This is a genomic window from Arenibacter palladensis, assembly GCF_900129275.1.
In the GTDB taxonomy this organism is placed as follows: domain Bacteria; phylum Bacteroidota; class Bacteroidia; order Flavobacteriales; family Flavobacteriaceae; genus Arenibacter; species Arenibacter palladensis.
Map to the genome: position 1 here is coordinate 389,422 of NZ_FQUX01000002.1, position 11,946 is coordinate 401,367.

An 11,946-nucleotide genomic window follows, 5' to 3' on the forward strand; every position below is an offset into this window, starting at 1 on the left:
TGCCTTCCAAGTACAATTATTATGGATACTCTCAATAGAAACTTGAGTAACACAATTTACCTTCTTGAAACATTTAGTATAGCTTAGAATTTTAAATTTTAATCGTACATTTATCAACACAAAAGCACGGGGTGCCTGGTAAAAGCCAAGCTGAGATAATACCCGAGACCTGATTTGGATAATGCCAACGTAGGGATGCAAGCTAAGATATTTCATTTTAGGCTCCATTCATTGGTTACCCCAAAGAATGGAGTTTTTGTTTTAAATAATATAAAATGAAAATAGAAAAAGCAACTTCAGAACTTATTCCCAAGGAAGATCAAAACTGGCAGAACAGGCCAGAATGGTTTTTTAATAGAGAACATACAGACACCTACGAACAATGGTATGAAGGTAGGTACAAGCGTGCTGAAATATGGCAAAAAAAGGTAATGGAGCAATTGGTTTCAAAAGACAAACGTGTTAAAACACTATTGGAGTTTGGCTGTGGTACAACACGTTTTACACGCTGGTGGAAAGAGATTGGCATAGAGGCTACTGGTGGTGACATATCACCACTAATGCTCTCCCAAGCCGTAGAACTATTTGAAGGTGATCTGGTTATGGCAGACTCACACTACATGCCATTTAAGGACCATACTTTTGATTCGCTTGCATTCATTACCACATTTGAATATTACAAGAACCCAGTACAAGTAATTCGCGAAGCCGCACGTGTTGGAAAATATGGAATAGCTATGGGAATGATGAACAGAAATTCGACCAAGGTAGTTAGAAGAAGAATACAAGAAGTATTTGGCATGAATCCTTTCTATCTAACAGCGACCTTTTATACACCTGAAAAACTTTCAAAAATTATCGAAGAGGCACTTCAAGGACGCGATTATTCCATTGAATGGACGTGTACAGGCCTACCAAAATGGTTTCCAATCCAACAATGGAGTTTACCCTTAGGGGACTTTTTTGGCTTATATATCCAGTTAAACGACGTAAAATAATGGGTGATAAACTAGGGAAAATAGACCCACATGTATTTGAGCAGTTTATCAGTAATAAATGTGGTTTTAAAAGAGAGGAAGTAAGTGTAGGTCCTAATTTTGGTGTTGATGTTTCCATAGTAGATTTACCCGGAACTATGGCGATGGCCATGACCAGTGACCCTCTGACCTTACTTACAAGTCTAGGTTTGGAAGAGTCCGCTTGGCTATCCGTGCAATTAATGGCAAATGACATGGCAACCACGGGATATGCACCTATGTATGGGCAGTTTGTTCTAAATCTTCCGAGTACTTTTTCGAAATCCGATTTTCAAATATATTGGGATTATATCCACAGCTTTTGCTCAAAAATAGGCATTGCCATTACCGGGGGGCATACAGGTTTTATTGAAGGCCAAAATTCTACCATCGCAGGCGGTGGGACATTTGTCAGTATTGCTCCGAAAACTAAAATACTGGTTTCTAAATATGCGAAACCCGGCGATGTGATATTAGTTACCAAATCATGTGCTATTTCTTCGACGGCCATACTTGCTATGTGTTTCCCTGAAACGGTTACTAACAAACTGGGTTCCGAAATACAACAACAGGCATGCGCTACTTTTTATCAAACTTCTTCCCTTGAGGACGCCCTGGCAGCTGTAGGTCAGAACCGTGAACATAATGATGTAACCGCCATGCACGATGTTACGGAAGGAGGTGTCTTGGGTGCAATATATGAATTGGCAACCGCCTCGAACAATGGTGCAATCGTTTATAACGACAAACTACCTATAGGCATTCTACAAAGTGAAGTTTGTAAATTGTTTTCGTTGGATCCACGTTACTGTATTGGAGCAGGTTCGATGATCATCACCTGTAAGGAGGGTAGTGCAAAAAAAGTTATCAATCGTTTGGCCAGGGAAAATATTTTCTGCTCAGAAGTGGGAAAAATAACCCATAGGGAGCAGGGTATTAAACTCGTTACCAATGATGTAGCCAATGATCTATTGTACAATGAGAACGACCCTTACTGGGCGGCCTTTTTCAAAGCACTCAATTCAGGATGGAAATAAGGGGGAAAGCGAAAAGAAACATGGGTTCTGGAATCTATTTGATTGTCGACCCGGCAATGGATGAATCGATTCTCATGAATAAATTAAACTTATGTTTGAGTGAAAAATTAGCCGCAGTTCAAATTTGGGACAATTTTAAAGTCAACCAAAACATAATTGAACTGATCAACAGGATTTGTGAACAATGCCATGCTAAAAATATTCCGGTATTGATAAACAACAGATGGGAACTGCTTAATAATTCGTTATTGGATGGTGTACATTTTGATGATATTCCAAAGGATTATACATCTATTGTAAGAAGTGTAATCCATCCATTTATTAGTGGACTTACATGCAACAACGATTTAACCCATGTAGAATGGGCAAGTAAGAACAAGCTGGATTATATTTCATTCTGTTCCATTTTCCAGTCACAAACGGCCAACAGTTGTGAAATTGTAAATTTTAGAACCATTCATCATACGTCAAAAAATTACGGTTTACCTATTTATTTAGCTGGTGGAATCAAACCTGAAAACCTCCATCGACTAGATGAGTTAAAATATACGGGAATTGCAGTAGTGTCAGGAATTATGAGTAGCGATGCCCCCAACGAATCCATTAAAAAATATGCCCACAAATTAAATAACTTATGAAAAAAGAAACAATTGATAAACTTTGTTGTCCGTTTGACAAAGGGGACCTTAACCTAACAGAAATCACAAAAGATGTAGATGATAATATTTTGGAAGGCTTTTTTGTATGCTCATCTTGCAAAAGGTTGTATCCGATCGTAAAAGGAATACCAATCATGAGTCCTGACGAATTCCGTGAGTTTAAACTTGAACGACCATTAATTGAAAAATGGCACAAACATCTTAAAGGTCAGAAGTTTGAAAACTTTCGTCTAACCGAGCCTGAACAAATAGAAAATTAGATCGCAGTTATTCTTGGAAAACCATATTGCAAATAACTTATTGCAGTAGAATTGAAATCAGCTTAAATTTACATGCTAAAATATCGGGGGTAATACCCCGATATTCAAATCCAAATTATAGGCTCCTTTAATTTAGACGTTGTAAAGAGCCTCGGCGAGTTCTGTCTTTTTATGTCTGCTAAGAGGTACCTGTTTACCAGCTACTTCTACTGTTTTACTATTGTACTTTTCAACTTTTTCCAGATTAACGATATAGGATTTGTGTATCCTTAGAAATTTATCCTTTGGCAACTTTTGGTCAAAAGATTTCATGGTGGAAAGAATAACAACATTGCCTTCATTCGTCACCAACTTAACGTAATCGCCAAGAGCTTCGACCCAATTTATGTCGTTAAGAACTACTTTACGCTGCCGTAGGTTGCTTTTTACAAAGATGTACTCCTCTTCCTCGTTCTGTTTATTAATCTGCTCATAATTGGCTACTGCCCTTTTTATAGATGTATTAAACCGGGCCAAAGAAATGGGTTTATAAAGATAATCGGTTACGTTATAATCGAATGCCTTCAGCGCATAATCGGGATTACCGGTAATCAGAATTACCTGCGGTGGGTTTTCCAATGATTCCAAAAGGTCAAAACCACTAATGATGGGCATTTCCACATCCAGGAAAATAAGATCTATTTCGTTATTTTTTAGACCATTTTTTGCCTCAATGGCATTACTATATTCGGCTACCATAGCTAAGTTCGGATGATTGTCCACTAATCTGGCCATGGTAGTTCGCTGCATGAACGAATCGTCCACTATTATACATCTCAATGTCATAATCGGGGGATAAATTGATTAATAAAAAGTTCAAGGTACCCAAATGACATACCTGAGCACAATAAATGATGACAACCCTTTATAATATGTTGTGAAATGATACTTATGGGTAGTTAATTATCGGGTGGCTGTCTATTCAGATACTTGATTTAATTAAATCATTGAAAAAACTAAAAAATTGAATGGTCTAGGGTAATCGATGAATTGTGCTAAATTTGATATTAGATGAATCTATTAAAATGCAAAAACTGTTCGAACATATTAACAAATACACTTCCATTGACAATAATGAGTTTCAGGAGATTGCCAAGTACTTTGATTTGAAAACTGTCAAAAAAAAAGAACTGCTTTACGAACCCGGAAACAAATCCCTGGACCACTATTTTGTTTTAAGCGGGTGTCTACAATTGTATATTATTGATGAAGGGGGAACCGAGCATACTTTACAATTTGCCATAGAGAATTGGTGGATTACGGATTATTTGGCCTATCACGACAATATGCGTTCAGAGTGTTATATCCAAGGAGTTAAAGCTTCGACCATACTTCACTTAACACATAATAACGAAAGAGAATTACTTCGACGGTTTCCAAAAATGGAAACTTATTTCAGAAAGATATATCAAACAGCTTATGGTGCCTCACTTAATCGGATAAAGTATCTTTTTATTTATTCAAAGGAAGAAATCTATTTTAGGTTTAAAGAGGCCTTTCCTGATTTTGTAAACAATGTACCTCAATATCTAGTGGCAAGCTTTTTAGGCTTATCGCCGGAATACGTAAGTAAATTAAATAAAAAAGATATTTCTTGAACCAGTTCAAGATTATTTATGGCTGAATCCAGGACCTTTGTACCTTAAATGGAATACTATGAAAAAGTCGATAATAGTAGTAGGGGGAGGTTTTGCTGGCTTGGAATTGATAAAAAGGATCGGAAATTCACCAAAGTACCAAACCATATTGGTAGATGCCAATAATTATAATTTCTTTCCGCCTTTGATCTATCAGGTCTCTACCGGGTTTATGGAACCATCGGCCATTAGTTACCCCTTTAGAAAAATATTGAGGAACTTTAAGAATGTTCGCTTTAGGCTTGGAAGTTTATTGGAAGTGGTTCCCAATGAAAACAAAGTAATGCTGAGCAATGGTGAGTTGCACTATGATATATTGGTTATGGCCACAGGTACTGAAAGTAATTACTTCGGTAATAAGAACATTGAAAAGTATAGTTTACCGATGAAAACCATAAGTGATGCGTTAACTCTTAGAAACACCATTCTTACTAGGCTGGACAGGGCAACAAGACACGATGACAAAGAAGAACGAAAAAAATTATTGACATTTGTTATCGCTGGAGCCGGACCTACAGGAGTTGAACTTTCAGGCATTTTAGCAGAGATGAAGACCTCTATTTTGAAGAAAGATTATCCGGAATTGAGTGAAAGTGATTTAGGAAAAATATATTTAATAGATGGTCAAAGTGCAGTTTTGAATACCATGTCAAAAAACTCCCAAAGCTATACCTCCTCCAAGCTAAATGAATTGGGTGTGGAAATAAAGCTGAACTGTTTGGTAAATGATTTTAAGGAAGACATTGTTTTACTGTCCGATGGTACTACAATAGAATCCAAAAATTTAATCTGGGCGGCCGGGGTAACTGCCAAGGCTTACAATGGTTTCGCCATGGACAGTTTTGGAAAGGGAAAAAGGTTAAAAACCAACTCTTTTAACTTGGTCAACGGATACGATAATATTTATGCATTGGGCGATTGTGCGTTGGTCCAAGGAGATATTGGCTATCCTGAAGGCCATCCCCAATTGGCCCAACCCGCAATTCAACAGGCCAAGAACTTGGCCCTTAATTTAGAGAGGGACAAAAGCCCATGGACTCCTTTCAATTACAAGGACAAAGGGTCATTGGCAATTATTGGAAGAAATAAGGCAGTTTTTGATTTGCCAAAAGAAAGGTTTTTTATAAAAGGATTTATAGCCTGGTTAATTTGGATTTTCGTGCATATTATGGGGTTGGTTAATTTTAAAAATAGGTTTCGCACATTGATTAATTGGATCGGGTATTACCTGTATAAGGATCAGTATTTTAGAATGATCATAAAACCAAATGATAAAAAGTAATACGTTAAGGACTTATGGAAAAGTATAATCTAATATTAGTTGCATTGTTGGTTTTTTTCGGAAGCTGCAAAATGGACCAATCAAAAAATAGTGCCAAAACTGGACATTTACCAGACCAGAGCATTACCACGGACACTTTGACGAAACACTTAAAACCTTTCAAAAAGGAATTGCCTACGATAGGACTTCTGATGTTCAATGGCGTCCTGCAGAGTGAAGTCATTGCCACTTCTGATGTTTTTGCCAAACCAAGTATAGAAGGAAAGCAACTTTTTAATGTAATAACCATTGCTGAAAATGCGGACCCGATAACATCGGAGGAAGGTATACGGTTTGTTCCTGATTACACCTTTGAGAGCTGCCCACAACTTACGGCCATGTTTGTTCCAAGTGCTTATGACATGTACGCACAAGTTCATAATGAGAAAATTGTAAGTTTTATAAAGGAAAAAAATAGGGAAACGCTATATACCATAAGCAATTGTGCCGGAGCACAATTGATCGGAAAATCGGGAATTGCAGATGGACATAAAATTGTTACCTGGATCGGAGGGGGCACACAATTACAGAAGGATTACCCTAATCTAAAGGTACAGAACGACAGTTTGGTGACCTTTGTAGAGGACGGAAAATTCAGCTCTTCGAACGGTAATTTGGCAAGCTACATTTCGGCCTTAAATCTATTGGAGAAAATGTCCGGTCCAGGGCATAGAAAGTTTGTTGAAGGTTATCTATATCTTGATCGACTTCAAAATTGGAAAGATTAGGTATCACTTTTGTCTCAATGGACAACAGCATAACCTAATCCATGATCATGCTACCGCGACATAAATATTTGGTCTACGGCAAAGTTATCCAACGGTTTTTCAAAATAGCCCTTGACCAAAGAATGATCTTTAGCGCGCTTACGGTCCATGGAATTGGAAAATGCGGAAACGATATAAATTTCGAACGGGGTAATATTTCCCCGAATTTTTTCCAGTTCCTGCAGAAAGTGCCACCCTGTAAGTACTGGCAAGCCTAAGTCCAATAAAACCTTTTCTGGAAACGCCAATTTACCATCCATACATTCCTTTAGGGCGGCTAAAGCCTCCTGAACAGAATAAAAAGTACTAACCCTATTGTTGGGGTAAGATTGCCCTATCTTATACTTAATGGCAAATTGTGATACCATATCATCATCAATTATCCATAAGGTTTCTTCTCTCATATTAATCTAATATACCTTAATATATGTCATCAACAATTAACATCCGGATATAAGATCGGTTTTACCAAATTAATCTCCGATTTCATTTAATAATCCAAAATAATCCCTGAAATAATAGCTACTTATTTATATGTCTCAAAATAAGGACTGCCTAGCCTCAACTCAATAGAAATTCGCTGAACTGTTTTAGTATCTGGTTTATTGGTTCATGACACGTACATTTTTAGAATGGCACAATCCTAAACTTAAAAATTGTGAATTCATCCCAAAAAATTAGTGGGGATTTGGTTGCTATGTATGGAAAGTCCATGATATTGGAAAAGACCAAAATGTGGTCTGGGACAAGAATTAGATTATAAGTAATTTGACCAACTTTAATGCCATTATGTATTCGGTATTTATTATATGACCCATTATTCCCATTAATACTGCAGAACCTTTTTCCAAAAATGCCCATTACAAGTTTCCATTTATTTAAAATTAACTATTTTGGGTACTATTAGGGAACAAGATCAAGGAAAGGTTAGATTGGGACTATGATCTAGAATAGCTGCATGCTACAACAGATATTTATTTATGGTCTTAAGGCAATATTAAAATGAATTGATTTCTGACATCAGAAACATGTAAAAATCATAAAAATGGACTTTAATAAGGAAATGAATGAAAAGGATAATTCAGACAATACAAATCCATTTGAAGAATTTCTACAAGTTAAAATAACCAATGACATTTACAAACAAGTTTTCAAGTACTCCATTTTTCCAAAAATCATCCATAATATGGACATGCGTATCATTGAGGCGAATGACAGTGCCATCAAAGAATTTGGTTACCCCAAGAATGAACTACTAAGAAAGAAACTAATAGACTTACAATACAAAGTTGATCAAGAGCCTTCAATTCGATTTGGTAGGAACAAGATACCTACGCAAAAGTTAACTGTTGAAAGAACCTTTAAACGTAAGGACGGGTCCGTTTTTTTGCAGATATCACGCCCTGTATGTATATAATTGACGATAGGCCGGTAGTACATGTCCACATTCAAAACATCACCGAACGTAAGCAGGCGGAAGAAAAAATGAAGAAGTTAAATACAGCTTTGGAAGAAGAGGTAAGCAAAGCGGAATTGAACGCCAAAAAAGTTGAAACAAAAAATAGAGAATTGGAAGAGTTGGCCTATGTTGCCGCTCACGATTTGAAAGCTCCTATCACCAATCTCAATGTGTTAATTGAAATGATAAATACGCAAAGTATTCGTGGTGACAAGGATATTGAATTATTCAATAAATTGAAAAATAACATTGAACAAGTTTATAAAAAGGTATTCGCTCTGAACGATGTCATCAATTTTAAAACAACCCTAAATGACCAGAAAAAACACCTGGAATTCGAAAAGGTATTTGATGAAGTTAAACAGAATATTCCTGACCGTCTAAAATCTAAAAACGCCGACATCGACGTAGACTTTTCCGAATGCTCTGAAATTGAATATCCACCCTTGCATTTAATAAGTATCCTACAAAATCTGCTAAGCAATTCGATGAAATTCAAAAGCCCGGATCGGTTACTAAAAATCGAAGTAAAAACCATAAAGCGCAACGAAAGTGTTTATCTGCTCATAAAAGATAATGGACTTGGTTTTGACGCTGAAAAACATGGTGAAAAAGTGTTCGGCCTATTTAAACGCTTGCATACCCATGAAGAAGGAGTAGGGGTTGGCCTGTACATTGTTAAATCTATTGTTGAGACACATGGTGGAAAGATCGAAGTCAAAAGCAAACCTAATGAAGGGGCATTGTTCACCATAAATTTAAACAATTAAAAAATGCATAAAATATAATTGATTGAGTTTGATAAGAGAACAAAAATAAATCTGGGTTAATTTTAATATATGCCGATTTAGAATTTGGGCTAAACAATAAAGTATTGAATTTTGAAAAGTAAAATATTAAAATATCTCTCAAAATACACTGAGATTACAGAGCAGTTAGAGAATGCAATAAACGAAAGTGCATATTTCAAAAGCTATAAAAAAGGGGATATCCTACTTAAGGAAGGAGATTTTTCAAATGAATGTTATTTCATATTGGAAGGTTGTATTAGAAGCTATTTTGTTAAAGATGGAGAAGAAAAAACTATAGAGTTTTATACTGAGGAAGAAGTTGTTACACCTTCCAATATAGGTAAATCAACGCCTTCCCAATATTTCTTGGAATGTTTGGAAGATACAGTTGTAAATGTAGGCAATCCTGCCTTGGAAAATGAAATGTATCACAAGTATCCACAATTGGAATCCCTATCCAGGGTGATCGCTGAAGTAATATTAACAAAGCAACAAGAATCATACACTGCATTTAAATCTTCTACACCGGAGGAGCGCTATTTACAATTGCTAAAAACAAGGCCCAATTTGCTCCAAAGAGCCTCTCAACATCAAATCGCTAGCTACTTAGGTATAAGACCGGAGTCATTAAGCCGAATTAGAAAAAGATTAATTAACAAATAATTGACTTCTTAACTTAAGTCAACGAGTTAAAATCAACGTCATCATATTTTTGTGCAAATTTTAATAAATAAAAATATGACGAACGTATTCAGAAAAAAATCAATATTCGTTGGTGTATTATTAATTTCAAGCATAGCTGTAGGTATTCTAAGTATAGACCCGGTCATTGATGGGATGGACAACCTTGTGAATATTTCCCACCATTCAAAACCGATACTTATTAGAGCATTCATGCAGTTTATCTTGGCTCTTATTTATGCGAGCATACCTATTATACTTTATTCATTATTTAAGACATTCAATACTGGACTGACAATTGGATTTCTAGTTTTTAGAATTATAACTGTGGTTTTCATTTTAATCGGCTGGATGAGCATACTGCTGCTATTGACCTTGAGTCAGGAATTCATACAAGCTGGAAGTCCTGACTTGCGTTATTTTCATACGTTGGATAACTTGATTCGGTCAGGCAGAGATTTAATAAACCATGTAGCAATGCCTTTAATCCTGAGTGTAGGTAACTTAATGTTCTATTATATTTTGTATCAATCCAAGCTTGTCCCTAGATGGCTTTCAATTTGGGGGATTTTCGCCACTATTTTGAGCAGTGTTTTGGCCAGCATACTGCTTATGTTTGATGTTATAAACATTATTACACCTACCTATATTACATTAACCTTCCCTACGGCTTTGTTGGAATTGATTTTAGCAACTTGGTTGATAGTTAAGGGATTTGATACTAATATTGTAAATTCTATTTCTTAAAAAAGGTGAAAACCAATTATAACATAATCGTATTACTCCTGTTTTCTTTTTGCATTTTTGGGCAAAACGAATTATCACCAGAACAAGTTTTAGAAGACTATACCATTTTCAAAGAAATTATAACAACGGGCCATCCAAGTTTATATGAGTACACTTCAAAGGCGCAGTGGGATAGTATTTTTTACGATTTTGAACAAACACGGATAAAAGATCTAACAGAGTCTAAAGAGCTTTTTAAATCTATAAATTCAATAGCAAAAAATGCATATGATGGACATTTAGTCATTTATCACCCTAAAATGGATACAGTACCTGCATTATTTCCATTACTTTTAAAAATAATCGATGGAAAACTTTATACGGATACCGATGATTTTGGTATTCCTCTAGGAGCAGAAATAACTTCTATAGAAAGTATAAAAAGTAATATAATTATTCAAGAATTTTTGAAATACGCAGCATCCGATGGGTACAATCTAAACAAAAAGTATAGACAGATAGAGAAGGAATTTGGTATACTCTACTATTATGAATATGGAGAAAAGGAAAGCTTTATCGTCAAGTATTCTATCAACAACAGCGAATTAAGAACAATCGAAATTGTCCCAGAATCATTTGAAAGTTTAGAAAATAGATACCCTAAGAGAAGCTCACATTTTGCAATGTATCACGGAAATACCGATCGCGTAGAACATTTTAAAAATACATTAGCTGAAAAGTGGCCCTTCGTATATTACATGGACTCCATTAAATCCGGTGTACTAACTGTCAATTCTTTCGGTTTAGACCCGAAAGAATTCAAATCAAGGTTGGTTGATCTCTTTAAAGATATAAAGAAGAAAAGGGTGTCCAATCTTATTTTGGACATTAGGCAAAACATTGGAGGATACAGAATAAACGCAATTAATTTATTCTCTTTTTTAACAGAGAAACCTTTTGAGCAAAGAATATCTGAAAGTACGGTCACAGATACTCTTCCCAAAAAAAGGTATGTGATTCACACTATGGCCGATTACAATGAGTTTTTTAAAAGATATTTTGCTTCTGCTGAAAAGAAATTTGGACGTTGGATATTAACAAAAGACCATGCCCAGGAAGAAATGATTCCTTACAAAAAACCATTTAAGGGCAAGGTGTATGTATTAATAGGAGGAAACACTTTTTCTGCCGCTTCGGCTTTTGCGCTGAATGCAAAAAACTGTCAGGAAATTACACTTGTTGGCAACGAAACAGGAGGAGGGTATTATTTTCATACGGCACAATATTCTGCACTTTATAAATTACCCAATTCAAAAATTATGGTTCGCGTGCCATTTGTAAAAATAGATAAATATGTTCTTGACAAAACCGTCCCTAAGGGTAGTGGAGTACTGCCCGACATAGAAGTTGAACTAACTGTGGAGGACTTAATCGACGGAATTGATAGCCAACTGGATTATATCGTAAAACATTTAATAGAAAAACAAAAAAAACATGGTAACACTGTACATAATGAATAGGGTTTTCATTGGTCCATTTAAGTTCAAGGCTAA

Annotated in this window: 14 protein-coding genes and 1 riboswitch; of the genes, 12 read left to right on the forward strand and 2 right to left on the reverse strand. The window is 35.8% G+C overall.

The window, feature by feature from the left end:
* Positions 1-117 precede the first annotated feature (117 nt).
* A riboswitch (TPP riboswitch) is annotated at positions 118-213 on the forward strand.
* Positions 214-275: 62 nt separating this feature from the next.
* Genes BUA60_RS07635 through BUA60_RS07650 form a run of 4 tightly spaced genes read left to right on the forward strand, consistent with a single transcriptional unit; the run spans position 276 to position 2,972 of the window.
* Positions 276-998, forward strand: a complete 723-nt coding sequence (locus BUA60_RS07635; protein ID WP_072861166.1) for a class I SAM-dependent methyltransferase — start codon at positions 276-278, stop codon at positions 996-998.
* Entirely contained in the window at positions 998-2,053 is a 1,056-nt protein-coding gene (locus BUA60_RS07640; protein ID WP_072861167.1) for an AIR synthase family protein, read from the forward strand. The genes BUA60_RS07635 and BUA60_RS07640 overlap by 1 nt, the downstream gene beginning before the upstream one ends.
* A complete protein-coding gene (locus BUA60_RS07645; protein WP_084532531.1) occupies positions 2,044-2,691 on the forward strand; it encodes a thiamine phosphate synthase in 648 nt (215 codons plus the stop codon). Before BUA60_RS07640 ends, BUA60_RS07645 begins: the two co-directional genes overlap by 10 nt.
* Positions 2,688-2,972 (forward strand): Trm112 family protein, encoded by a 285-nt coding sequence (locus BUA60_RS07650; RefSeq protein WP_072861168.1) that lies wholly within the window; start codon positions 2,688-2,690, stop codon positions 2,970-2,972. The genes BUA60_RS07645 and BUA60_RS07650 overlap by 4 nt, the downstream gene beginning before the upstream one ends.
* Before the next feature lie 132 nt (positions 2,973-3,104).
* On the opposite strand, the gene BUA60_RS07655 is transcribed toward BUA60_RS07650, so the two are convergent.
* Complete coding sequence (locus BUA60_RS07655) at positions 3,105-3,797, reverse strand: LytR/AlgR family response regulator transcription factor (RefSeq protein ID WP_072861169.1); 693 nt, start codon at positions 3,795-3,797, stop codon at positions 3,105-3,107.
* A gap of 239 nt (positions 3,798-4,036) precedes the next feature.
* Between BUA60_RS07655 and BUA60_RS07660 the strand changes: the two genes are divergently transcribed.
* The 3 genes from BUA60_RS07660 to BUA60_RS07670 all read left to right on the forward strand — a co-directional run bounded on the left by BUA60_RS07660 (position 4,037) and on the right by BUA60_RS07670 (position 6,697).
* Positions 4,037-4,609 carry a Crp/Fnr family transcriptional regulator gene (locus BUA60_RS07660; protein WP_072861170.1) on the forward strand — a complete coding sequence of 191 codons (573 nt, stop codon included), beginning with the start codon at positions 4,037-4,039 and terminating at the stop codon, positions 4,607-4,609.
* A gap of 58 nt (positions 4,610-4,667) precedes the next feature.
* Positions 4,668-5,930 (forward strand): NAD(P)/FAD-dependent oxidoreductase, encoded by a 1,263-nt coding sequence (locus BUA60_RS07665; RefSeq protein ID WP_072861171.1) that lies wholly within the window; start codon positions 4,668-4,670, stop codon positions 5,928-5,930.
* A gap of 71 nt (positions 5,931-6,001) precedes the next feature.
* Positions 6,002-6,697 carry a DJ-1/PfpI family protein gene (locus BUA60_RS07670; RefSeq protein WP_245802508.1) on the forward strand — a complete coding sequence of 232 codons (696 nt, stop codon included), beginning with the start codon at positions 6,002-6,004 and terminating at the stop codon, positions 6,695-6,697.
* A 50-nt stretch (positions 6,698-6,747) separates the two neighbouring features.
* On the opposite strand, the gene BUA60_RS07675 is transcribed toward BUA60_RS07670, so the two are convergent.
* A complete protein-coding gene (locus tag BUA60_RS07675) occupies positions 6,748-7,140 on the reverse strand; it encodes a response regulator (protein WP_072861173.1) in 393 nt (130 codons plus the stop codon).
* A 641-nt stretch (positions 7,141-7,781) separates the two neighbouring features.
* Here BUA60_RS07675 and BUA60_RS07685 point away from each other — a divergent pair.
* The 5 genes from BUA60_RS07685 (at position 7,782) to BUA60_RS07705 (ending at position 11,913) form a co-directional block, all read left to right on the forward strand.
* The gene (locus BUA60_RS07685) at positions 7,782-8,153 is read left to right on the forward strand and encodes a PAS domain-containing protein (protein WP_072861175.1); all 372 of its coding nucleotides are present in this window, start codon (positions 7,782-7,784) and stop codon (positions 8,151-8,153) included.
* The gene (locus BUA60_RS07690; protein ID WP_072861176.1) at positions 8,144-8,965 is read left to right on the forward strand and encodes a sensor histidine kinase; all 822 of its coding nucleotides are present in this window, start codon (positions 8,144-8,146) and stop codon (positions 8,963-8,965) included. Before BUA60_RS07685 ends, BUA60_RS07690 begins: the two co-directional genes overlap by 10 nt.
* 111 nt (positions 8,966-9,076) lie before the next feature.
* Complete coding sequence (locus BUA60_RS07695; protein WP_072861177.1) at positions 9,077-9,649, forward strand: Crp/Fnr family transcriptional regulator; 573 nt, start codon at positions 9,077-9,079, stop codon at positions 9,647-9,649.
* Positions 9,650-9,724: 75 nt separating this feature from the next.
* Positions 9,725-10,414 (forward strand): DUF4386 domain-containing protein, encoded by a 690-nt coding sequence (locus tag BUA60_RS07700; RefSeq protein ID WP_084532532.1) that lies wholly within the window; start codon positions 9,725-9,727, stop codon positions 10,412-10,414.
* A 5-nt stretch (positions 10,415-10,419) separates the two neighbouring features.
* Positions 10,420-11,913, forward strand: coding sequence for a S41 family peptidase (locus BUA60_RS07705; RefSeq protein ID WP_072861178.1), 1,494 nt, complete (start codon positions 10,420-10,422; stop codon positions 11,911-11,913).
* Positions 11,914-11,946: the final 33 nt, after the last annotated feature.

Excerpts from the sequence above, each read along its gene's own strand:
- BUA60_RS07685 (WP_072861175.1), top strand. The coding sequence starts at position 7,782 with ATGGACTTTAATAAGGAAATGAATGAAAAGGATAATTCAGACAATACA.
- BUA60_RS07635 (WP_072861166.1), top strand. The coding sequence starts at position 276 with ATGAAAATAGAAAAAGCAACTTCAGAACTTATTCCCAAGGAAGATCAA.
- BUA60_RS07690 (WP_072861176.1), top strand. The coding sequence starts at position 8,144 with ATGTATATAATTGACGATAGGCCGGTAGTACATGTCCACATTCAAAAC.
- BUA60_RS07640 (WP_072861167.1), top strand. The coding sequence starts at position 998 with ATGGGTGATAAACTAGGGAAAATAGACCCACATGTATTTGAGCAGTTT.
- BUA60_RS07655 (WP_072861169.1), bottom strand. The coding sequence starts at position 3,797 with ATGACATTGAGATGTATAATAGTGGACGATTCGTTCATGCAGCGAACT.
- BUA60_RS07660 (WP_072861170.1), top strand. The coding sequence starts at position 4,037 with ATGCAAAAACTGTTCGAACATATTAACAAATACACTTCCATTGACAAT.
- BUA60_RS07645 (WP_084532531.1), top strand. The coding sequence starts at position 2,044 with ATGGAAATAAGGGGGAAAGCGAAAAGAAACATGGGTTCTGGAATCTAT.
- BUA60_RS07650 (WP_072861168.1), top strand. The coding sequence starts at position 2,688 with ATGAAAAAAGAAACAATTGATAAACTTTGTTGTCCGTTTGACAAAGGG.
- BUA60_RS07700 (WP_084532532.1), top strand. The coding sequence starts at position 9,725 with ATGACGAACGTATTCAGAAAAAAATCAATATTCGTTGGTGTATTATTA.
- BUA60_RS07675 (WP_072861173.1), bottom strand. The coding sequence starts at position 7,140 with ATGAGAGAAGAAACCTTATGGATAATTGATGATGATATGGTATCACAA.
- BUA60_RS07670 (WP_245802508.1), top strand. The coding sequence starts at position 6,002 with ATGGACCAATCAAAAAATAGTGCCAAAACTGGACATTTACCAGACCAG.
- BUA60_RS07665 (WP_072861171.1), top strand. The coding sequence starts at position 4,668 with ATGAAAAAGTCGATAATAGTAGTAGGGGGAGGTTTTGCTGGCTTGGAA.